The organism is Paenibacillus sp. LBL (assembly GCF_029893715.1).
GTDB lineage: Bacteria > Bacillota > Bacilli > Paenibacillales > Paenibacillaceae > Paenibacillus_AQ > Paenibacillus_AQ glucanolyticus.
Genome location: NZ_JARXYU010000026.1, coordinates 40,946 through 61,956, shown reverse-complemented (window position 1 = coordinate 61,956; position 21,011 = coordinate 40,946). Strand labels below are relative to the sequence as shown.

22 protein-coding genes and 1 tRNA gene are annotated in these 21,011 nt (G+C 49.7%); 4 read left to right on the top strand and 19 right to left on the bottom strand.

Annotation, left to right across the window (positions count from 1 at the left end):
- The 10 genes from M2277_RS29885 to M2277_RS29840 form a co-directional block, all read right to left on the bottom strand.
- A partial coding sequence (locus tag M2277_RS29885; protein WP_280756286.1) for a DUF6382 domain-containing protein occupies positions 1 to 1,732 on the bottom strand: 1,732 nt, incomplete at its 3' end.
- A gap of 12 nt (positions 1,733 to 1,744) precedes the next feature.
- Complete coding sequence (locus M2277_RS29880; RefSeq protein ID WP_036642560.1) at positions 1,745 to 2,257, bottom strand: A24 family peptidase; 513 nt, start codon at positions 2,255 to 2,257, stop codon at positions 1,745 to 1,747.
- 210 nt (positions 2,258 to 2,467) lie between these two features.
- Positions 2,468 to 3,394 (bottom strand): TadE/TadG family type IV pilus assembly protein, encoded by a 927-nt coding sequence (locus M2277_RS29875; RefSeq protein ID WP_152826702.1) that lies wholly within the window; start codon positions 3,392 to 3,394, stop codon positions 2,468 to 2,470.
- Positions 3,395 to 3,476: 82 nt separating this feature from the next.
- Entirely contained in the window at positions 3,477 to 5,708 is a 2,232-nt protein-coding gene (locus tag M2277_RS29870; RefSeq protein WP_280756285.1) for a hypothetical protein, read from the bottom strand.
- 2 nt (positions 5,709 to 5,710) lie between these two features.
- Positions 5,711 to 6,376: a TadE/TadG family type IV pilus assembly protein gene (locus tag M2277_RS29865; protein ID WP_006212358.1), complete on the bottom strand. Its 666-nt coding sequence runs from the start codon at positions 6,374 to 6,376 to the stop codon at positions 5,711 to 5,713.
- Position 6,377: 1 nt separating this feature from the next.
- Positions 6,378 to 6,569 (bottom strand): Flp1 family type IVb pilin, encoded by a 192-nt coding sequence (locus M2277_RS29860; protein ID WP_036642627.1) that lies wholly within the window; start codon positions 6,567 to 6,569, stop codon positions 6,378 to 6,380.
- A gap of 19 nt (positions 6,570 to 6,588) precedes the next feature.
- Positions 6,589 to 7,461, bottom strand: a complete 873-nt coding sequence (locus M2277_RS29855; protein ID WP_280756284.1) for a type II secretion system F family protein — start codon at positions 7,459 to 7,461, stop codon at positions 6,589 to 6,591.
- Between the two features lie 15 nt (positions 7,462 to 7,476).
- Complete coding sequence (locus tag M2277_RS29850) at positions 7,477 to 8,277, bottom strand: type II secretion system F family protein (RefSeq protein WP_172964031.1); 801 nt, start codon at positions 8,275 to 8,277, stop codon at positions 7,477 to 7,479.
- Between the two features lie 53 nt (positions 8,278 to 8,330).
- Complete coding sequence (locus M2277_RS29845) at positions 8,331 to 9,581, bottom strand: TadA family conjugal transfer-associated ATPase (RefSeq protein ID WP_280756283.1); 1,251 nt, start codon at positions 9,579 to 9,581, stop codon at positions 8,331 to 8,333.
- Positions 9,582 to 9,586: 5 nt separating this feature from the next.
- The gene (locus M2277_RS29840) at positions 9,587 to 10,738 is read right to left on the bottom strand and encodes a P-loop NTPase family protein (RefSeq protein ID WP_036642573.1); all 1,152 of its coding nucleotides are present in this window, start codon (positions 10,736 to 10,738) and stop codon (positions 9,587 to 9,589) included.
- A 321-nt stretch (positions 10,739 to 11,059) separates the two neighbouring features.
- Between M2277_RS29840 and M2277_RS29835 the strand changes: the two genes are divergently transcribed.
- The 3 genes from M2277_RS29835 to M2277_RS29825 all read left to right on the top strand — a co-directional run bounded on the left by M2277_RS29835 (position 11,060) and on the right by M2277_RS29825 (position 13,913).
- Positions 11,060 to 11,899 (top strand): thermonuclease family protein, encoded by an 840-nt coding sequence (locus M2277_RS29835; RefSeq protein ID WP_440971544.1) that lies wholly within the window; start codon positions 11,060 to 11,062, stop codon positions 11,897 to 11,899.
- A gap of 81 nt (positions 11,900 to 11,980) precedes the next feature.
- Positions 11,981 to 13,399: a PepSY-associated TM helix domain-containing protein gene (locus M2277_RS29830; RefSeq protein ID WP_006212365.1), complete on the top strand. Its 1,419-nt coding sequence runs from the start codon at positions 11,981 to 11,983 to the stop codon at positions 13,397 to 13,399.
- A gap of 37 nt (positions 13,400 to 13,436) precedes the next feature.
- The gene (locus tag M2277_RS29825; protein WP_280756282.1) at positions 13,437 to 13,913 is read left to right on the top strand and encodes a FixH family protein; all 477 of its coding nucleotides are present in this window, start codon (positions 13,437 to 13,439) and stop codon (positions 13,911 to 13,913) included.
- 14 nt (positions 13,914 to 13,927) lie between these two features.
- On the opposite strand, the gene M2277_RS29820 is transcribed toward M2277_RS29825, so the two are convergent.
- The 6 genes from M2277_RS29820 to M2277_RS29795 all read right to left on the bottom strand — a co-directional run bounded on the left by M2277_RS29820 (position 13,928) and on the right by M2277_RS29795 (position 16,456).
- Entirely contained in the window at positions 13,928 to 14,353 is a 426-nt protein-coding gene (locus M2277_RS29820) for a thiol-disulfide oxidoreductase DCC family protein (RefSeq protein ID WP_006212367.1), read from the bottom strand.
- A 199-nt stretch (positions 14,354 to 14,552) separates the two neighbouring features.
- Positions 14,553 to 14,828, bottom strand: coding sequence for a hypothetical protein (locus tag M2277_RS29815; RefSeq protein WP_006212368.1), 276 nt, complete (start codon positions 14,826 to 14,828; stop codon positions 14,553 to 14,555).
- Between the two features lie 88 nt (positions 14,829 to 14,916).
- Positions 14,917 to 15,159, bottom strand: a complete 243-nt coding sequence (locus M2277_RS29810; protein ID WP_006212369.1) for a zinc ribbon domain-containing protein — start codon at positions 15,157 to 15,159, stop codon at positions 14,917 to 14,919.
- Positions 15,160 to 15,304: 145 nt separating this feature from the next.
- Positions 15,305 to 15,724, bottom strand: coding sequence for an organic hydroperoxide resistance protein (locus M2277_RS29805; RefSeq protein WP_006212370.1), 420 nt, complete (start codon positions 15,722 to 15,724; stop codon positions 15,305 to 15,307).
- A gap of 184 nt (positions 15,725 to 15,908) precedes the next feature.
- Positions 15,909 to 15,991, bottom strand: a tRNA-Leu gene (locus M2277_RS29800).
- A 102-nt stretch (positions 15,992 to 16,093) separates the two neighbouring features.
- Positions 16,094 to 16,456: a helix-turn-helix domain-containing protein gene (locus M2277_RS29795; protein ID WP_006212371.1), complete on the bottom strand. Its 363-nt coding sequence runs from the start codon at positions 16,454 to 16,456 to the stop codon at positions 16,094 to 16,096.
- Positions 16,457 to 16,634: 178 nt separating this feature from the next.
- On the opposite strand from M2277_RS29795, the gene M2277_RS29790 reads away from it, so the two are divergent.
- Positions 16,635 to 17,279 (top strand): hypothetical protein, encoded by a 645-nt coding sequence (locus tag M2277_RS29790; protein WP_006212372.1) that lies wholly within the window; start codon positions 16,635 to 16,637, stop codon positions 17,277 to 17,279.
- Positions 17,280 to 17,373: 94 nt separating this feature from the next.
- Here M2277_RS29790 and M2277_RS29785 read toward each other — a convergent pair whose 3' ends face one another.
- Genes M2277_RS29785 through M2277_RS29775 form a run of 3 tightly spaced genes read right to left on the bottom strand, consistent with a single transcriptional unit; the run spans position 17,374 to position 21,005 of the window.
- Positions 17,374 to 18,963, bottom strand: coding sequence for an alpha/beta hydrolase (locus M2277_RS29785; protein WP_280756281.1), 1,590 nt, complete (start codon positions 18,961 to 18,963; stop codon positions 17,374 to 17,376).
- A 22-nt stretch (positions 18,964 to 18,985) separates the two neighbouring features.
- The gene (locus M2277_RS29780; RefSeq protein ID WP_006212374.1) at positions 18,986 to 20,005 is read right to left on the bottom strand and encodes a FecCD family ABC transporter permease; all 1,020 of its coding nucleotides are present in this window, start codon (positions 20,003 to 20,005) and stop codon (positions 18,986 to 18,988) included.
- A complete protein-coding gene (locus tag M2277_RS29775; protein ID WP_063480489.1) occupies positions 19,998 to 21,005 on the bottom strand; it encodes a FecCD family ABC transporter permease in 1,008 nt (335 codons plus the stop codon). The genes M2277_RS29780 and M2277_RS29775 overlap by 8 nt, the downstream gene beginning before the upstream one ends.
- Between the last annotated feature and the right edge of the window lie 6 nt (positions 21,006 to 21,011).

The window sequence follows — 21,011 nt, the reverse complement described above, 5'->3', positions numbered from 1 at the left end:
TTAATACGTATTCTCCACCTTCACGCGAGAGCTCGACATGTGCCCGCGAAGTTCCCACACCCTGAGCAACAAATTGCGCGACATCAGGGGATCTGCCGATGATAAAATGGGGTTGCGTCAATTCAATCCGCTGCGTGGCGGCTGCATTCGGTTCGTTCAGCTCCAGATAGGTTCTTGCTGAATGTGGATGAGCAGGAGGCTTCGTTTCCGGACCTAGCAGTACAGTAGCCCCTCCGCCTCCATGTGATGAAAGCACCTCCGTGCGCTGGGACAACTGAGCATAATAATCACCTTCCTCGCCATAAGAGACTGCAGGTTCAGCCTCTTGTGAATGCGAATAGGGATAGCCCTGCCCCTGCGGAGGGTAGCCTGCTTGTTTCTGATGGTCCTCTGGATGGGTTGGAGATTTGGGAACCTTCCATCTCCAGTTCTCCCTGCTCTCCCTAAGCTCCATATCTGCTGTTCCTGTTCCTGTTGTGGAGCTGGAATTTCCCGTCAGAAGACCTGATAAGGGATCTGCCTCGAAACGAGGAACGGACTTCCACTTGGAATGGCCCGGGGGGCTAAGCTCAGTTGATTCAAACATCGGTAACGATTCGGACCAATCATCTGATCTCCGGGAGAGCAGCTGGAGTTTTCCACTCCAGCCAAGCCAGGCAACAACAGCAAGGAGAAGCGTAATCACGACTGACAACGCCAGCATCAGCACACCCGGTTGACTCATATACAACAATCTCCAAACTCCCGCTGCAGCCAGTAAACATCCTAACAGAATATAGGTACGAACCGGGGAGGACTTGTCTTGCTCCGAAGCCCCAGGGTCCGTTCCATAATCCGTATCAGATGCCCAAGCAGCGTTGGAACCCGAGTCGAAATAATCCGAATGAGGGGTGTTCTTCTCTTCGCCTCTGCCCATTCTCCCAAACTTCAAATTTGTACGCTCAGTCAGACTTCGAATTAAACTCTGTTTATCCGTCTTGACGTCACTCTCCGTATGTGGCGCTGCTGTCCGGAAACGTGTCGATTCCGTAAAGGCGGAGTCAGGCTTGGAGATACCATTTGGTTGGATATCGTTATAGTATGAGGATAGTCCCTCCACTCTTGCAGGCACTGCCCCTTTCATCTGCGCTGCTGGTCGATGGTCTTCACCGTCTTCCCCTGCAAGTAATTCAACAATAAGCCTCTTAAGTCCCGGCAAATTAAAGCTTTGTTCACCGCAGTAGGACATCAGTGCCTGTATTCCTCCCCCTTTCAGCTCTGACACGGATGCGAGCAGCCTTGTCATTAGCTCCTTGAGCGATACAGGGAGTTGCTTGCTACCGGTCTCATTAGCTGCAAGTGGAACATAAGTTAAATATAGCGTGCCTAGATGAATGGAACCCTCAATAAATAGATAATCCTCATGAAGGATGTAGTTCTCCGGTTGAAGCATATACAGCTTGCTATCATCCAGAGCGGTCGCGATTTGAAGCAGCAACCCATAATATTCGGTGAGTGTCATACGCTCACTTTTTAATGATTGAGAGAGCATCTTTTTGCCGGTAATATCATATTCCAGCGTCACCTTGTAATCGACTTCTTTCATATGCAGCTTCAGAAAATGCGGAATTCTTGAAGATCGAATCATGCCCAGCTGCACATGATTAAGTTCTGATGATTGGATTCCCTCGGCCCGGTCCAGAACCATGCTCGTTCCGCCGTTTTGCACAAAATCCCTCTTTAATCCGAACATAAGGACCGCCTCCTACATGTGCAGTACTATATACGTGCTGATTACACCAGGAAGGACCGCGATCATGAAAGGAAACCGCAAGTGCTCCTCCTGATTATTACGCCACGGCAACCCACTCTTTAAAATAAAGACTCCGGCAATACTGCCAACAACTTTACGAATTCGTTTCATCGTTTCCCTCCGCCAGAGAAGTATGATCAGGCCGACTACACCGGCACAAAGGACAGAATACATAATTGCATGAAGCGTAAACCATAGACCGGTCCAGGCACCTATGCCTCCAAACAGCTTGACGTCACCTGCTCCAACGGCCCCTATAAAATACATGATCAACAAGATGAGGAACCCTGCTCCGAGACCCTTCAGTGAAAAGAACATGCCTTCCCATCCGTCCAGAATGCCATGATAGACAGGACCCAGCAGCATAGCTGGAACAGTCAATGCATTGGGGATTTTCATGGAACGAAGGTCTGTCAGGAAAGCCGCAATCAGATAAACGGCACAAAGTCCATAGGCAACGGCCATACGTATCAACCTCCTCTGTCGTCACTATTCGCTGGAATAGCCTTAATAGAATTTCACTTCTGTATGCACGAACGCTTCTTCAGAATGATCCTTTTGGGTCACATCTCTGGTTACATCGCTGGCCACTTCTAAGGCCACATCTCTAGTACGCTTCTTTAAGCCATTTCTACATGCACTCATTCTTTGGAACCCAACCTATCGAAATCTTGTCTAACCCGACCTTGCAACCACCGTAAACGGCACCTCCATTCGCTGCCCGTCTGCTGTCTCAACAACAAACAGCCACGTACCCGGCGTGGTGTTAAATCCCACATTCCATTCCCATTCGATATAGCCACTCTCGTCCGCGGTCTCCCATCCCAAATATTTAGCCGTACTCTGACCACTCTTATAATAAACGGACAATTGCGCGCTGGTTCCCGGCTCCACTTTTACTTTCACTTTTGCCTGCTTGCTCGCCACAGCCGGATTGGGCTTCTCAAGCAGTTCGATCCCCCCGCTTGTCTCCGAGCCGTCGCCGTTACCCGAATCTGCCCCTCCTTCGCCGGTATCCCCGATCCACAGCCTCTCCTGAGCCTTCGCCTGCAGCACAATACGTTTGTTTAAGAAGGGGACCCGAATGGGCAGGGCGTAGTTGACCTCAATACCGAAATAAGGACTCTCTCCACTTCTTAAATTCGGAATATGAACATTGGATACATGAATTCTGTCATAGTCCAAAAGACGATCTGGCATAAACGGCTTCAACATCGGTTTGACCACAGGATCCAGTACGGCTTCCACGGTCTGATTCTTGAGCTGCTGCAGCGGCTCCTCGCCTGAAGCTACAGCTTGCACAATCCACTCATTAACAGGTGAAGGAAGGGAGTCGCTGTAATTAGAAGCCCAATCAGCAAGCGACAACTTTGGGATTTCCCAATGGGATGTACTGGGGGATCCGCTTTCTCCTGCCCCACCACCAACCGAGTTGCCTTGGACGGCTAGGGAAACAGGGTACATATGAGCTGCTACGGTTTTGACGGTGTCCGAAACCGTGCTCTGCAGCGCTGTCGATATCAGCGTCATTTGCACAATATATATGAGGAAAATAATAAAAAACATGAACATTGGCAGCACAAGCGCTGCTTCAACAACCATACTTCCTTGATCCGATGACGCTTGATCCTTACGGGGAGGCTTCTGTAACACCGCTAATCGTTTCATTCGAATACCCCTAATCCTAATAAGAAAAATCCGCCCTGCGATTTACAATGTAACGATTTCCCTGAACCTCATCACCGCCGCTTCCAAATACAACGCCAAGCGACTTCGTCACCCCGGGAAGAAACCATAGCCGCATGGCCGTCCTGACCTCACCTGATGCGTAGGTCGATCGTTCCGCAGGATTGATTCCGGTGTTCAGGCGAATCAATGCCAGCATTCGCGACAGCTTCCTCTCGTTATCGCTGTGAATAAACAGAAATATCCGTAAATGATCCCGGTATGTCAGCTCAACGGGGACATACCTAGACAACTGAATACTCCCCGTCTGACACAACTGGATCATATCCTCTATAGCCTTTTCAATGCCATACAGTATGGCAGCAGCCAAAATAGCCAATGGATTTCCTAATTTGCTATTGACGATAAATCCTTCCATTGTCCGAACAGCAATCCTGGAGGCAAATATCTCTGCATAAGCAGCCGATATATTCCCGGCAGGGTTATGGAATCCATACAGAATATACTCCACTTCCTGATTCCCGATGGCAAATTCTTGAGCAATATCTCCGCTTGCATTAGAACCATCCAAAATACCGGATAAATTCCCTATATCAAAATGCTGATAATAATGAACAGCGTACTCGTTTTGAAACAATTCGTCCCTAACACCACCAAGCACATTCCCCATGAATCCGAACATACCGTCCATATTATCCATTGCATCTTTGCCTGCTTCATAAGGATCATCATGAAGTGGTTTTCCCTTGCTCATACTGTCTGCTTCGGCATTAAATTGAAGACTTTCGTCATAGTACTGCTGCAGTTCCCGGAACTCATCCAACATAGCCTGATGCTGCCCGTTCAGTCCGTTGATCACCTCAATGACTTTCGTGGCCTGCTTCAGCTTCTGATTAGCTTGTCTCTCCATCGCCTTGCGTTCCTTATCTGATGTCCGGAATTGCTCCAATGCTGCCTGCTGCCGGTCTATTATGTTGCTGCCGCCTGAAGTTCCGTAATTGGAGATATAATTCTGCAGGGCATGGCTAGCTTCAAGCACAGCCCCTTTCATACCCTCTCCGCCCAGTGAAGATTGAAGTGAAGAGACCGCATGAACAACCTGCTGGTATAGGCTCTCCTGCCCCTCAATCTCTTGCCGGAAACTGTTCATCAATTCATCGCTGTGAACTAATTTGTCCGCCTGTTTCCGGATAGATTGAATCATCTCCGCTTCTGACCCGGATGAATCGGTTGATCCCGGTGTTACATCATTCGTGACCTGATCATACCCTTTATTGGATGAACGATTCTCCGAATCCTTGATAACCTGCTTCATCTCATCGTTCAGATTCCTTGCTTCCTCCCACAGCTTATATGCATCTTCGAGAAGTTTGTCTTTCTCCTTCTGAAACCTGCTGGCCTCACTCGAAATTTCTGAACCAATGGAAGAAATTCCGTTCTGATAAGCCATAAGCTGCAGCGTGTACAGCTTCTCCTTAGGAGGCCTGTCCGCATCCTCCTGCTGTTTAGCCTTATAATCGGGGTACTGTGATGCCCCATCGGCAGCAGTAGAAATACTTCCTCCAAGCGAAGCATCGTAGATGGATCGTCCGGGCGGATCCATAACCAGCTTCGAAAGTTTGATTGCATATTCGCCTGCCCTGCGCTGCTTGACCAGCATTTCATCGAGGGCCTCTTCCCGCCTGTCATACAATTTGCGAAGCTGCTTAAGCACATCTACCGTATTAGAAGCTTCCTTCATGGACTGCGACAACGGTTTAAACTTGTTGACAAGCTCCAGCGTGAAATCAATCGGCGCTTTATACTTCATATCCTCGATAATCTGCCGGTTGAATATGTCATAGGTACCCAGCGGACGCTGCAGTTCAAGTCCTGAACTGTCGAGCTCCATTGCCATTAACCGAAATGCATCGCTTCGATCTCCTGGATTGAGGCTATCATTCAACACATTGCCCATGATCAAATCCCCGCTGCTGTCGCCAAAGGCATATAATCCATATTCCTTCTGCAGCTGCGGATCATAAGATGACATCACAGAACGTACGGCTGCTCTTGTCAGGCGTTCGCTCTGCACCTTCATGGCGGCTATACGCGAATAATCAATAAATATGGCAACAAACATGAATACAGCAGCCAATGCGATAATCAAAAAAACAGATACAGATCCATCAGACGACCGGACTCCCTGTTTTCTTCTCCTGCTCGACTTTGTTTCCCCTTGTTTCCCCATGACTATCGCGGACCTCCGAACTTTTGTAGAACTTCTCCTGCAGCAGCCTTATCCGTTCCATTGCCTCCGCCTTGAAACTTCGATCCGTAATAGCGCATCAAATCTACCGTCCGAATAAACTCGACAGGATCAACCACAATTGATTGTCCGCTTACCTTGATCTGACCGCCATCATCTAACATCCGGCTGAGCGGCGTAAGCGATACTTGCTCGTTTAATGACGTTGTTACTTTTCGAATGAGCAGTTGATTGGTATACCGCATCTCTCCCGCCATACTTGACGGCACAGCCATACCTCCCTTGTACATCTTAAGCTCAGGCAGCTTTCCGCCAGCAGACTCGCCTTGCGGCAATGAGATTGACCTCGTCTCGTCTCCCCCGGCCAAACCAAATAGAGTTCCTAACACATGATCATCCGTCAACCGCCAATATAGTGAATCATGCTGCCCCAGCTCCACAGATCCCGAGGCTGAAACCTTATGGCTGTTGTCCCAGGCATACGCAGTCCGTTCGGAAGCTGCAGCTGAAGCTTGGACCAGCATAGACTGTTGATAGATATATAAGCATAGAAACAGAAGCAAAGCCGTCACCATCAACACAATGGGAAGAACCAGGGAAGCTTCAACCGTGAAGCTTCCTCTCTCGTCCTTCCATTTCCTCGCAAGCATCTTATTCAAGGAACTCCTCGCTCTTGTTATTCACAGAATCAAACAGATTATTAACCAGCGACGTAATCTGATCCTTGAATATGAGCGCAATAATTAAAATAACAACGAGGATTAGGATCATCTCGAGCGTTCCAATCCCTTTCTCATCCTTCCAAAAAGCCTTCATTCCATTCTTCATCACGGTTAGCATCATATTCATACACCGATCCCTTCTACATGTTCATCATCATAAATGCAGGTGCTCCAAGCAAAACAATTACAATCATAAAAATTACGACCATCGGCAGCACCAGCTTCGAGGAGGCCTGCTCCCCCCTTGTTCTTCCGATGGCCTTGCGCTTCTCCCACAGCACACGCGACAGATCCCGAAGCGCCAGTACAAAGTCATTTCCGCCTCGACGAAAATTAAGCAGAACCGTAGTTGTAAATATCGACACTTCCTGAACGCCGCATCGTTTGTTAAACTGCTCGAAGGCTTGCTGGAACGGATGGCCTCCCTCCCATTCCAGCACCATTCTCTTAAGCTCGGCATACAGGGGATGATTCATATCCTTGTTCCGTTCTACACAGTGAATCACTGCCCGCTGCACCGTTTCTCCTGCCCCAACAAGCAGCACAATCTTGTTTAGAAGCTCCGGCAGCTCCATAATGATTTCTTGCTCGCGCAGCATCACTTTTTTATGCAGATCCTTAACCAAAGCAACGGGTAGCAATGCGCCTAACCCCAATCCCGCTATAAGCCCCATAACCTCTCCCGATAACAATGCCCATATACATCCACCGATCCAAATTAGCCATGTATACGCAAGTGCCTCGGCCATAAACAGCAGCGTCATTTCTGCACTGTGCCGCAAGCCGTATATTTTCTGGACGGAGCCCTGCATCCGATAGAAGACAATCGGAATGCGCATCGGAACCTTCCCCCGCTCCAGCATGAACAGCAGAGGCGGAGCCAGCCTTTGCAGTCTCAGTCCCGCCATGGACAACTTGCTAAGACGATGGTATCGTTCGCCGCACATTTGATTCAGCACCACCCAACCACCCACAAGCAGAACCATCAGCGCACCGGATATCCATGTCAACATGCCCGCTTCACCTCCTTACACCTTGATGTTCATCATTTTGCTAATCCACAGGAAACAGCCTCCTAAAGCAGCCAATGCAAAGGTTGAAATCAAGATCCCGGCTCCGCTGTACATAGGCTCCATGTAATCGGGAGACGTCATATTCATGAACAGCAGCAGCAGGAACGGCGCAGCCAGCAGCGCCTTGGATTCAAACCGCTTCTGGGCAATCATCACGGATATCTCCTGCTGTATGTCCAGCTTTTCTCCGATGACGGAAGAGGTTCTGCGAACGACTTCAACCAGATCGCCGCCTGTTCGTTTGCACGTTGAGAAAACATCTGCGAAATTCGTAATATCCTCCATCCCTGCTCTCCGGGCAAAATCCTGCAGCGCCACTTCAATCGGTTCACCGTATTCCAAACGGGACACAATGACTTTAAGCTCAAAGATCAGATCACTGCTAGCTCCGGGATCGAGCAGCAGTAAATCCTGTACCGCATCCCTGAACCCGTTCTCTACGGAACGGCCAGCCGACAGCGATGAGGACAAAGAGTACAGAGCCTGCTTAAAGTGGAGATTCAACGTCTTGCGTCTGCGATCCAACATAAATCGGCGCCAAAACTTAGGAATCATCAAACCACCGGCGCCAAGCAACAATGACAAAATCAAATGGTGATAAAATAGATAACCGATGAAAGAAAACAGAACTCCGCCAAGGATGACACATGCCGCTCTTTGTCTTATCGAGAGGTGATATACACTGTAATCCGGAAGGGTGTTCGTTCGTTGAGCGGTAATTCGCTCGGCCTTCCCGCCAGCCTTACGCCGTTTCATCGCCTGCTCGCCTTGTTCCTTCTCGGAAATCGGGACTGAGCTGTGAGGCCGGTTCATTCCGCCACCCCCACGATCTTCCTCAGCGGCCAATCCGTAATCCCGGCCATTTGAAGCTTGTCCGAGCATCGAAGTGGGTTACCGCAAGGTTCAAGGCCCCCAATAACCCGGCCGGACGCTTCCCCGCTCTCACGGAATCGATACAGCGGGTTCAAGAGCACTTCCCCGCCGTTCATCCCGATCACTTCGCTAATCTCCGTTACGCGCCGCGAACGATCTCTTAGCCGCGATAAATGAACGAATACATCAATAGCCGAGCTGATTTGCTGACGGACCACACTGATTGGGAGATCCGCACTGCTCAGCACCATTGTCTCCAGGCGGCTGATCATATCCTGTGTGCTGTTGGCATGACCTGTCGACAGACTTCCGTCATGCCCGGTATTCATCGCCTGCAGCATATCCAGCGCCTCGCTTCCACGAACCTCACCCACCACGATCCGATTGGGACGCATCCGCAGCGATGAACGGATCAGATCGCGCATGGCGATTTCCCCCCGGCCTTCTGTGTTGGCATTCCGTGTCTCAAGTGACACCAGGTTTGGAATGGTTACGATCTTCAATTCTGCCGAATCCTCAATCGTTATGACCCTTTCATCAGGCGGAATATACTGCGATAGGGCATTCAGGAAGGTTGTCTTCCCCGAGCCTGTTCCACCGCCTATAAAAATGTTGTACTTGCCCTTGACCAATACCCGGAGCAGTTCTGCCGCTTCCTCCGATAACGCCCCCCTTTCGACCAGATCATGCATCGTCATCGGCGATTCCGGAAATTTGCGAATCGTCATGGTCGGGCCTTTCAGTGCTATGGGGGGAAGCACAATGTTAACCCGCGAGCCATCCTTCAATCTCGCGTCTACAATAGGTGTTGACTCGTTTACTACACGGTTTACCGTACCGACAATGCTCTGAATGATATCTTCGAGGCGGCTCTGCGACTCGAATTGGAGCGGCAGCTTCTTCACCTCACCATCCTGCTCAATGAAAATATCCTGATGGCTGTTGATCATAATCTCCGTTATTCTGGGGTTATCCACTAAGGGCTGAAGCACATCCAACCCGCGAAAGGAATCATACACTCTCCGCACCAGCCTGCGCTTCTCTGCGGCCGTTAGCTCCAAAAGCTCGCGCCTTCTCCACACCATCTCCTCGATGCGGGCCATCAACTCCGAGTTGTTCACGCTGGAGCTCATGTCCAGCTCAGACCGAACCTGATCACGGACGGACTTGAATTGATCTTCCATCATATTCGCTACCCTCCGCCTGCAAGAGCTGGCCTAATACCCGAGTTATCCAACAGCTGCTGACAGAGCTTCAATACTTCCCTCTGGTATATGGGTGAGGACAACAGCAGCTCCTCTTGATGGAGCTGCTTCCATGAAGGAATATAAGGCAGTACATCGTCAATACCAATATCCTTGCGGGGGAGACTGTTCACCAGTTGGCCAGTAAACCGATTGACAATGAATCGACTGCGCTTCTTCATACTTCCGAAGAGTGCAGTGTTCTTTAATTCCAACTGATCCATCCATACACAGCACTTATGCATACTAATAAGATCATCCAATAGAACCCAGATCAGCAGCTCGGCTTGTTCGAGAACGGCCTGCATTCGTTCCCCCATGTACCCTTCCGTATCCACCACAATGGCATCGTAGTGATGACAAGAAACTAGAGAGGTCAACAGCAAAGACGTATCCTCCAGGGTCATCTCCGTCATTTCCTTCACATTGAAACTCGGCTCAAAGGAATCACACTTCAGGCTATGATGCCTGACAATGTAAGGGGTTATCGACACCTCTGTCCTTGGAGCCAACTCTTGCGAGGCCTTCATGTCGTACAGCAATCTGGAGAAGCTTCCCTCCATGCCTACCGAGCCGGAAGGAAACAATGCGCTGCTGTTCACCGTCTCCAAGTTAAGATAGAACACTCTCAGCCCCAACACGCCCAGCTGCTTCGCCATATTCATTGCGATCGTCGACTTGCCGCTCCCTCCAAGAGGAGATACAATGCCGATAACCGGTGTCGTTTCGGCATTCTGTTTCTCTAAAGAGCCGCCATTTCTCTTACAGCAGGCTATCATGACCTCCAGCAGCTGAGGCAGGGGCTGATACTTGGGCGTACTGCTGCCGTCTTCCATCCGTGAGAGTGGTGAATCACCTTCGCTAAGAAGCAGCCAAGGCACGGGGGCATCCCCCCGGCTGAGCCAGCTCTCCAACATTTCAGCATCCCCCACGACCAGATTCGGTACTTCCCCCGAGCTCATATAATGAAGAAATGAATCCATGCGGGTAAATGCCGTCACTTGCAGAGCTGATCCGTAGGAACTGCCATACGCATAGTTCAGCAGCGGTTCGACATACCGGGAATCCTGCACTGCCAGCACAATTCGGGCCGGTATCATAAAGCCAATCCCTCTCTTCTGCAACAACGCAAAAAAGCACCGTTCATGCCGCGTAATCGCGGTCAATGAACGGTGCTTCCGTTGTCTGCTATAATTTGACATTAGAATATCACAGTTGCTGCAGAACGGCAAGATTTATTTTTATTACATAGATAGCCCTTAATCACTATTGTCAAAACGTGGATATATGCACTACTATATAGGATTAGAACTAATGTTCTCTAAATAGTAACTACTTATATAGAATGAACCTATATAAACTCCTATACTATCTGGACGAATACATACATGCCAGGAGAGTGACAACAAGTGAAACAACGAATGTTAACCGCTATACTAGCTGCCTTGCTTCTATTATCAGGCTGCAGCCAGCCAATAATGTCTCCAGCAACATCCAGCGAGCAGACTTCAACCCAAGCCAAGTCCGGCACGGACACGGCCAGCTCCAATACAGCGGCCTACCCAACCGATGACCTCAATCTCCCGAGGGTTGCGGTAGAGCTGGTCAAAGCCATAGACGGAGACACCATCAGTGTTATGTTTGAAGGAAAAAAGGAAAATGTTCGGCTGCTGCTGATCGATACGCCCGAAACCAGTCATCCGAAATTGGGCGTACAGCCATTCGGGCCCGAGGCCAAAGCCTTTACAAAGGAACTGGTGGAACAAGCCGATCGGCTGGAACTGGAATTTGACATCGGTCCGAACCGCGATAAATACTCCAGGCTGCTCGCCTACGTTTATGCCGATGGAACCATGGTTCAGGAAGCGCTGCTTCAGGAAGGACTCGCACGTGTCGCCTACATCTATCCGCCCAACACCCGGTACGTTGACAAATTCGACGATTTGCAGCGAATCAGCCGGGAGCAGGCTCTCGGCATATGGAGCGTAGAGAACTACGCCCAGGAAGACGGATTCCATCCGGAAGAACAGGACGCGAATAAAAACAACAATAATAACAATAGCGCCCCAACAACCAAAACGCCGATTGAGAACCGCGAGAAGCCCAAGCAAGGCTGCGACATTAAAGGGAATATCAATTCCAAAGGCGAAAAAATCTACCATACTCCCCAATCTCCCTATTATGATCGCACGAAGCAGGAGCAGTGGTTCTGCACGGAGGAAGAAGCCGTCCAGGCCGGCTTCCGGGCGCCTCGCAATTAGAATTGAATTTCAGGATATGAAATGAACATTCATGTTCATCTTATATACATTTTAGCCGTATGTGAAAAGGAGCCACGAGTCATGGGGAAAAAGAAAACACCAGCAGCCCAGCCCAATGAAAGCCAGCCGCTTAATCCAAGCTCTGCCGCACTGTACAAAACCGTCTGGAGATGGCACTTCTATGCCGGCATCCTATTTGCTCCTTTTCTGATCATCCTGGCTATAACCGGCTCCGTTTACTTATTTAAGCCCCAGATTGAACAAGCGCTATATCGGGACTACTACACGGTAACCCCTCAGGTTGAACGGGTAACTCCAAGCAAGCTGGTCGGACAAGTTAAAGAGCTCTACCCTGATGCTACCATTACCAAGTATCGCCCCGGCGAGTCGGACTCCCGCTCCACGGAAATCAGCATGACCTCTGGCAATGAATCCATGACCGTCTTCATGAATCCTTATACGGGAGAGAAAATTGGCGAGCTGAAAGACAAAGACCGCATAATGGACAAGATCGAGGAATTCCACGGTGAGCTGATGGTCGGGACGATCGGAGACCGAATCGTCGAACTAGCCGCCTGCTGGGCGATTGTGCTCATCCTGACCGGCCTGTATTTATGGCTTCCGAAAAATAAAAACAAAAGCAAAACCAAGAAGAAGAGAAGCCTTGCCGGCGTCCTGTATCCAAGGCTCGGCAAGGGCAAGCAAATTCTCCGCAGGGATCTGCATGCCGTTCCCGCCTTCTGGGTTGCAGCAGGCATGTTATTTCTCATCATGACCGGATTGCCATGGTCAGGCCTGTGGGGCAGCAACTTTCAGACCGTGGCAACCAATACCGGTGCCGGCTACCCTCCGTCCATCTGGTCTGGCAGCGCGCCATCCTCCCATGTGGTGCAGACCAAGGACGTGGCAGAAGTACCCTGGGCTGCAGAGAATCTGGAGGTGCCGAACTCCAGCATCTCCGACTTCACTCCGCTTCCGATCGAAGATGTAATGTATGTCGCGAGAAGCGAGGGCATTCATCCGAGCTATACGATCAGCATCCCGCAGCAAGCGGATGGTGTCTATACGCTGTCCGCCTATCCGCCTAAAGCCCAGGATGAGGCCACGATGCATATCGACCAGTACAGCGGAGCGGTTTTGGCAGATTATCGCTATGATCATTACGGATCGGTCGGCAAAGCCGTCGCCCTTGGGATTACGCTGCATAAAGGAACCCAATTCGGCATCGTAAACCAGATCTTCAGTTTGCTTATATGCGTGGGAATCGTTCTAATCGCGGTAAGCGGTCTGTACTTGTGGTGGAAGAGAAAACCGGAACATGGGCTGGGAGCACCGAAGGCACCCGAGGTGGATGCCAAGCATAGGAGAGTATTCCTTCTGCTCTTCATCGCTCTGGGGATTCTGTTCCCGCTGGTGGGATTATCGCTCATCATCGTCTGGCTCATCGATCGGTTTATCGTTCGGAGAATATCGGCTGTCAAGACATTTCTGAATGCCTGAACAACATATTCAAACCATAACAAGGGGTGGCGGTTTCATGATCGTAAAAAGCCGTTTTATAATGTCCATTCTGCTGTCGGTCCTATTGCTGAGTGCTTGTTCGGCCAATCCTGACGCAGCCAATCGGTTCGAAAAGGAAATTCCGCTGATCGCCGAGGTTAATATCCCCGACACACTATCCGTGAGTCAACCGGAGACCATCGAGATCATCCTTACCCAGGGCGGCCAAAGAGTGCCGGGTGCGGACTTTGTCCATTACGAGCTGTGGAGCCATGACGGCTCCCTGCGTGAGCCTATGACGGATGCGGTAGAGGTAGGAGAAGGTGTGTATACAGTAACCAAAACCTTCGATAAAGAGGGGCTTTATTTCTTTAAACTTCATTGCGGCAATAACGGCTCCATCATCATTCCCCAAAAACCGTTCGCCGTCGGAGCATTGTCCGAGGCAGAGCTTGCCTATCTCCAAGCGGAAACCCCGACATTTCAAGAAGGCACAGCTGAACATCAGCATTAAAAATAAGACTTCATCTAGGATAAAAACCGGCGCCGAATCTCCGGCGTCGGAACCATGCATTCGTTGGAGCGTCCAAACCAGCGGTAACGGTTCTTTGCTACCCAGCGGTACACCAGGTTCCGTAAGACAGGCGGAATCAGGATGAGCGCATACGACAGCGACCATGGAAAGCGAAGACGCCGTGCAATGCGAAGAGCACCTGTCGACCTTGTATAATACTTCCCATTTTCAATCAATATCATCGTTTCGGTTGACTCTCCATCAAATCCCCCTTGGCGCAGCAGCTCCTGTCCAATCTCCGATTGCAGCGAAGCAAAGCGGAACGCCCCCGCAGGATCTCTCCGAATAATGAATTGGGTCAACCCCTGGCACAAATGGCACACGCCATCGATCAGCACAACGGCATAGTCCTCATTATTTACGATGCGTTGATCCTCCATAGTTCGCAGCCCCCTCGTATTATATAAAAAAACACGTCTCTCGACGTACTTTCTCAGACAACAGATTGCATACAGCAAAACTCATTCTTGCAAGTTAAGATTAGCAAGCCGCTAATCGAATAGTTTACACTTTCTTCCTTAAAGAAAAAACGCAGGAGCCCTCTCCTACGCTTGATCAAGTACGCTATTTTTGGTTTTACTACTCAGCAGCTTTACTCAGCCACTCGCCGTCTTTCATCTGCTGGTCGAATTCGTTCGAGAATTTCTCCATGCATTTGCATATGAAATCTTTACGACAAACCGGGCAAGGTACTTTCCCAAGTCGGCTGAGCGCAGTCAGTTTCCATTCCGGGAAGCGGTTGTAGAATACGCGAATATCCGTTCCGTCAGCCGTGTGGATAATGAATTCGTATAGCCCTTCTTTGTCATTGCTTCCAGCTGTGGTCACACTTGCAATATGCGGTCTGTATGGCATGTCATCACCCGTTTATTTTATTTAAATTCCTTATGACTGGTTTGTACTTTCTGGTACTTAGTCATATTAAAGAATTTTAGAGGTGATGTCAACCGAAGAACACATCCAGGATCGAGCCAAGCTGGCCTCGCTTTTTCCCTTCCAATATATCCGGGTTGAACACTTCCACATATCCGCAGTTTGTGCAGGAAACAAACAGGAAATGGTTGTGCTGAATATCAAACATCTTGCTTAGTCCTGCTCCCGACATGGAGACCTCCTTCGTCTGGCAGTGATTGCCTCCGCATTTACTGCACACAAACCGTTCCTCGATCATTTGTTCAATACGCATCCCAGGTGCCCCTTTCTCAATACTTAATCATAAGGAGAAATACGGAGTTTCATGTAAAAAGTTTCATATATGCAAGCTGAGCTGACAAAAAAAGATGACCCTCATATAAGAGAGTCATCCCCATTTCTTATTCTTGTTCTTATGGTTAGCTTACGCTTAACTCCACGTCGATGTTGCCTCGGGTTGCCTTGGAATAGGGGCAGAACGCATGCGCTTTTTTGGCGAGGTCCTCGGCCTGGCTTCGTTCGATACCCGGCATTTCAATCTTCAGCTTCACCGCAAGCTTGAAGCCGTCAGCACCTTCGTCTTTTCCGATCATCACCTGGGAGTGGATCACAACATCCTTAAGCTGCACGCCTTCTTTACGGGCTATATTAGCCAAGGCGCTTTCGTAACAAGCCCCGTATCCAGCCGCAAACAGCTGCTCCGGGTTGGTTCCATCCCCGCCGGGTCCTCCCAGTTCCTTCGGCATGCTTAATTTGTGATGAAGAACTCCATCCGTAGATTCAACGGAACCTTCACGTCCTCCAATGACTTTTACATCTGCTGTGTATAATGGTTTCATGCTCGTTCATCTCCTTCATACCCTATTATGATCTCTACATGTACTCTTTAAACTTATGGCACAGATTGAAACGACAAATAGGGCAGTTCTCAGGAAACACCTTATTTACCAATCATAAAAAACAGCAAAAAAAGCTGTGATTCAAATGGATGATTCCACTTCAATCACAGCTTTTTCTAAAGTATGCGGTAGAGAGGACTCGAACCTCCACGGGTATACACCCACTACCCCCTCAAGATAGCGTGTCTGCCATTCCACCACTACCGCATAGTATAAGGGAAGTTCTGTAGCGAACATTCCCTATTATACTGTTCTGCAATACAAAAGTAAAGAGTTAATTATTGAGCTCCAAATTCGGCACCTGCATAGCTATGTCTTGTCATTTCTCTTATCCTTGCGGTAAGCAGAAAATTCAATATATTCGCGAATGAACTCCTTCTCATTCTCTGCAAGTCCCGACATGGCAAGATCAGCCGCTTCCGGGTCCACTTCATATTCTCCCCGGGATTCCCTGACCCGAGTATTGGGACTGCCCTTGCCAATAATCAGCCAATCCAGACTCACGGAGAAGAATGCAGCGATCTCAATCAATTTATTTGTGCTCGGCGTTGTTTTCCCCCTCTTCCAGTCACCAAAATTTCCTGTGCTGATCCCGAGGGTTTCGCAAAACGCCTTCTTGGTCATACCCCGGCTTTCTATGAGATGTTCGATTCGTTGGTAAATAGACTGCATTAAACAACCGCCTTCCTAATTCTCTCTAAAAAGAAAATATCTTATGTACGTAATTTTTTCTTGCACAATGACTTAATTAAGTGTATAATCAATATATATTGCCTAAATTATACCATAGTACTCATAGATCGTTGTATCTTTTACTCATGAGTCTATTTAGTACGAGGAGCGAGTAATTTTGCCCTACGATACCATAATCACATCTTGGAACAATGCAGTTCACTCCTTGAACAAGGGACTGATGATCATTACCCCCGACGGCATCATCGACAAAATGAACGATCCGCTCATTGCCATGGCCGAACAATACGGTGTTTCCCCTGAGTTCAAGTGGCAGGGGACATCCTTTTTTGATATCACTTCCCAGCAGTTGGGACAGGCCTCATTCGATCATTTTTTTGATGTGGTGGACTTCCCTGCCATCAAGGATGTTATAGCAGGAAAGCTGCCTGAATATTCCTTTGAATATGCAGTGAATGGGAACGGTCAAGATATCTGGGTGCTATGCGAGGTCATGCCGCTGCTTATGAGTGATGACAACCTTATCCATGGAGCCATGCTCTCCTTCACTGACATTACGAAGTTTAAGCACAAGGAGCTGCTGCTGGAGCAAGCACTGGCCCACAGCTATCCCTTGCCGGGACACATTCCGATCTGTGCCGTATGCAAATACGTGCGCCATGCCGAAGAATGGGAGCCGGTCGAGAGCTATTTGGAGAGTCGTCTCCCGATTGAATTCACACATGATATTTGTCCCGATTGCATCCGCAGATTATACCCCAAATATTCCTCCATCCTGGATGATCCCCAGATACCTGATTAGATGAATACATAATACAGCACAAATAAGCAGCTTCGTCATCCGAATAATACGGAAGGCGAAGCTGCTTATTCATCATTCGGCGATCTTTCGTATATTACGCGCTCACAAAACGAAGCAGAGGGCTTATGAGAGCCGGCAGCACCGATACATGCCCTTCCCCCTCAATTTCGGTAAAAGCGGTTTCCAGCACGTCTTCTTGCCCCTTGAGAAACGCATACAGCTCTCTGGCGTCTTGAACCATGGACGGTTTCTCCTGAGCTCCGACATATATGTGCAGCTCTTTGCGCTGTCCAGTTTGCAGTATACGCGCTTTCCCTTCTTCCCATTGCTTGTACAGCATGTAGTTCTTCCACCATACGGAGGGACATGCCGCTATGTACCGCTGAAAGGCCTGCGGCCTGGTAAACAGTGTATGCAAGGTAAAATAACCCCCCAGCGAGTGCCCAAATAACGCCTGCTTCGCAAGGTTTACCGGATACTGCCGTTCTACTGCTGGCTTCAGCTGATCCTCGATGAACGCATGAAATGCCTCGACACCGCCTGTCTCCGGCCATTGAAATCCATTGGGACGGACCGGCAGCTCATCGGTATCCGCATATTCCGTAAAGTTATAGAAACGCTCATTACTCACGATAGGACTGTCGCTGTCAAAGCCGATGCCCACAATAAGAGCCGCAGGGATGCCGCGGGGCGTACGAGACTGAATGCGAATCGCCTCTGCAAGCGATCCGAAGGTAGCATTGGCATCCAGTGAATACAACACAGGATACCCGCCCTCGGGCGGAGGTCCCATCGGCTCGGCGATGAAGATACGGTATTCACGGCCCGTAAGGTCGGACTGCATAGACCAGGTCACCGTCCCGGGTATGTGAAACAAGCTGTCGTTAGGCTGGGCGCTTGGCCCCTCACCCTGAGCTTGCTTCGCCTTCAGCTCCTCCCCTTGGGCCTCCTTCATGAACAACCATTGCAGTGCATCGGGAAATCTTCTGGCCATAAAGATGGCGTCATGGGTTCCATCCGGATCTACCTTCAGCTGCAGTCGCTGCTTGCTCATCCCATTTTCACCCCAAAACCGATGGGCCTCAAGGTTATTAGGGAACATATTCTTCTGTGCATTTTTCTTATATACACCCTCTTGACGCCCCACAGACATAAATACCCTCAGGCTGGCTGGCAGGCTCCCCTGCTGCCTGATGAAATCCATAACCCCCTCATACCACAGCGAAGCCGACAGCATCCCGATTCTTCCAAAACTCTCGGGACGCCAATATCCCGCAAACATCGAGATCAGCCCGCCAAAGGAGCCGCCGATAATCGCCGTATGTCCAGGCTCAGGTAGTGTCCGGTATTGTCCGTCAATGTGGACTTTAATGACGTCAGCCACTTCGTCTACGTAGGCTCTGCCCTGCCCTCCGAAGGGGGGATTCCCATCCAGCAGAGAATCTGCCGGCCATGGCGTATACTCATCATTGCGGTTTACAGGTGATATTCCGACCAGGATAACTTCATCCAATTGCCCGGTTGAAAACAAATGCTCCACATAATTCAGGCAGTCCATGAACAAATCTCCATGATCCTGCACATAGGCAACAGGATAAAAGCGTTCCGAATCATCCTGATAAGAAGGAGGCAAATACAGTTTGAGTTCCCTGTTCTCAACCACCAGCTGCTGATAACGATTCATGTAATCCTCCCGAAAGCTTCTTTTATTTTCTCATGCGAATCAATAGATAGATGAAATAAGGCACTCCGATCACAGACACCACAATCCCTGCAGCCAGTTCGGCCGGAGCAAATATCGTTCGGCCGATGAAATCGCCGATGACAACAATCGCCATCCCGGCTATGCCGCTGACAGGTATGATATGCCTGTGCCGCAGTCCCACCAGCTGTCTGGCCAGATGCGGAGCGATCAGACCGACAAATCCAATGCTGCCGGACACGGCAACACTCGCGCTGATCAAGCCGATGCTGCACAGCAGCAAAATATTTTTCTCACGTTCTACAGATACCCCTACACTCTTCACGCTTTCTTCACTAAGCTGGAACAAGTCGAGCACCTGTGAGCGGAACCATATAACAGGCGGCAAAATAATGAGCCAAGGCAGCATAGTGACCACGAACTTCCAATTGGCACTGTGAAGGCTGCCGGCCAGCCAAGCTACGGCCATCTCGTAATCCGACGGGTTCATTTTGAGAGAGAAGAACATCGTTATGGCCCCAAAACCGGAAGCAATCGCAATACCCACCAGGATAAGCCGCTGCGGGTCCAGCTTCCCGCCTTCTCTGGCAAACATAAATATGGCCGTTGTCGCTGCTAACCCGCCTGCAACGCCAAACATGGGCATCATCATAACCCCAAGCCAGCCTGACATCGTGATCTGCCCCTGCAGTAAGAACATGAACAGAACAACCGCCATGCCTGCGCCGGCATTGATGCCGAGAATGCCCGGGTCTGCAAGTCCATTACGCGTTACGCCCTGAATAACGGCCCCGGCCATGCCCAGCGCAAATCCTACGAGTGCACCAAGTACAATGCGCGGAAGACGGAATTCAAACACAACGAGATCGAAGTCCGAATTGGGATTCAACCGGAGCAGCGTCTGGAATACTTCCTTAATCGACATGTCAAAGGTTCCGTTCGTCAAACTGAAGTATATCGCCGTCAAGACAATAGCAATTCCTCCAGCAACCACAAGCGGGAATCGATAATACGTGTTACGCACGCTGCGCCCCTCCCCTCGTCTTGATCAGATACAGGAAGAAAGGAACCCCGATTATTGATGTAATGACACCGACCGGCGTTTCAAACGGGAAATTCACAAAGCGCGCAAGAATATCACATAACGCAAGAAACATGCCGCCTAATACTCCCGAGACGGGTACAATCCATCGATAATCGGAACCTGACAGGAACCGGGCTATATGAGGGATAATCAAGCCCACAAAGGCAACCTTGCCCGCCAGCGCCACCGACACGCCTGTCAGAATAACAACCGCCAGCATCGCGAGGGCTTTGATCAGCCATGTATTCACACCAAGCCCCTTGGCCGTCTCATCTCCAAGCGACAGGAGTGTGATCGATTTGGACAATGCGATGGCAAGGCATAGACCAACGATAGCAAAAGGAATGCTCAGCTTGATCAGCTCAGGGTCCATTGCATGCAGCCGGGCATTGTACCAGAAGCTGATGTTTTGCGAGATTTGAAAATAGGCGGCTATCGCCTCTGCAGTCCCGCTAAGAAACGTACCGATCACGGTACCGAGTATAGCCAGCCGAACCGGACTGAGCCCATTCGGTATGAGCCACGCCAATCCGAACACAACGGCAGCCCCGATGGCCGAACCGATCAATGAACTGACGATGTACATATTGGAGCTGGCATTCGGGATAAATACCATAAACAGCGTGACGGCAAACACAGAACCGTCAGACACCCCCATAATGGATGGTGAAGCCAGATAGTTCCGCGTCATGCCCTGCATTAAAGCTCCTGAAACCGCGAGGAAGGCACCGATGAGCATCGCGCCTACTACCCTTGGCATTCGGGAGCTCATAATAATCTGATGATCAACACTCTCCGAGTCAAAAGCAAAGATGGAATCCCAGACGGTATCCATCGTAATATTCTTGGCCCCATACAGGATGGAGGCCGCTATGAGTAATAAACAGACTGCCGGGGCCATCACAAGGATGACAGCCGGCAGTGATTTTTTGAACCCCATGAACAA

Bases quoted from the DNA above. Each gene is read 5' to 3' on its own strand.
- M2277_RS29880 (WP_036642560.1), bottom strand. From the start codon at position 2,257: ATGGCCGTTGCCTATGGACTTTGTGCCGTTTATCTGATTGCGGCTTTC.
- M2277_RS29875 (WP_152826702.1), bottom strand. From the start codon at position 3,394: ATGGTTGTTGAAGCAGCGCTTGTGCTGCCAATGTTCATGTTTTTTATT.
- M2277_RS29870 (WP_280756285.1), bottom strand. From the start codon at position 5,708: ATGGGGAAACAAGGGGAAACAAAGTCGAGCAGGAGAAGAAAACAGGGA.
- M2277_RS29865 (WP_006212358.1), bottom strand. From the start codon at position 6,376: ATGCTTGCGAGGAAATGGAAGGACGAGAGAGGAAGCTTCACGGTTGAA.
- M2277_RS29860 (WP_036642627.1), bottom strand. From the start codon at position 6,569: ATGATGCTAACCGTGATGAAGAATGGAATGAAGGCTTTTTGGAAGGAT.
- M2277_RS29855 (WP_280756284.1), bottom strand. From the start codon at position 7,461: ATGTTGACATGGATATCCGGTGCGCTGATGGTTCTGCTTGTGGGTGGT.
- M2277_RS29850 (WP_172964031.1), bottom strand. From the start codon at position 8,277: ATGAAACGGCGTAAGGCTGGCGGGAAGGCCGAGCGAATTACCGCTCAA.
- M2277_RS29845 (WP_280756283.1), bottom strand. From the start codon at position 9,581: ATGATGGAAGATCAATTCAAGTCCGTCCGTGATCAGGTTCGGTCTGAG.
- M2277_RS29840 (WP_036642573.1), bottom strand. From the start codon at position 10,738: ATGATACCGGCCCGAATTGTGCTGGCAGTGCAGGATTCCCGGTATGTC.
- M2277_RS29835 (WP_440971544.1), top strand. From the start codon at position 11,060: ATGTTAACCGCTATACTAGCTGCCTTGCTTCTATTATCAGGCTGCAGC.
- M2277_RS29830 (WP_006212365.1), top strand. From the start codon at position 11,981: ATGGGGAAAAAGAAAACACCAGCAGCCCAGCCCAATGAAAGCCAGCCG.
- M2277_RS29825 (WP_280756282.1), top strand. From the start codon at position 13,437: ATGATCGTAAAAAGCCGTTTTATAATGTCCATTCTGCTGTCGGTCCTA.
- M2277_RS29820 (WP_006212367.1), bottom strand. From the start codon at position 14,353: ATGGAGGATCAACGCATCGTAAATAATGAGGACTATGCCGTTGTGCTG.
- M2277_RS29815 (WP_006212368.1), bottom strand. From the start codon at position 14,828: ATGCCATACAGACCGCATATTGCAAGTGTGACCACAGCTGGAAGCAAT.
- M2277_RS29810 (WP_006212369.1), bottom strand. From the start codon at position 15,159: ATGCGTATTGAACAAATGATCGAGGAACGGTTTGTGTGCAGTAAATGC.
- M2277_RS29805 (WP_006212370.1), bottom strand. From the start codon at position 15,724: ATGAAACCATTATACACAGCAGATGTAAAAGTCATTGGAGGACGTGAA.
- M2277_RS29795 (WP_006212371.1), bottom strand. From the start codon at position 16,456: ATGCAGTCTATTTACCAACGAATCGAACATCTCATAGAAAGCCGGGGT.
- M2277_RS29785 (WP_280756281.1), bottom strand. From the start codon at position 18,963: ATGAATCGTTATCAGCAGCTGGTGGTTGAGAACAGGGAACTCAAACTG.
- M2277_RS29775 (WP_063480489.1), bottom strand. From the start codon at position 21,005: ATGGGGTTCAAAAAATCACTGCCGGCTGTCATCCTTGTGATGGCCCCG.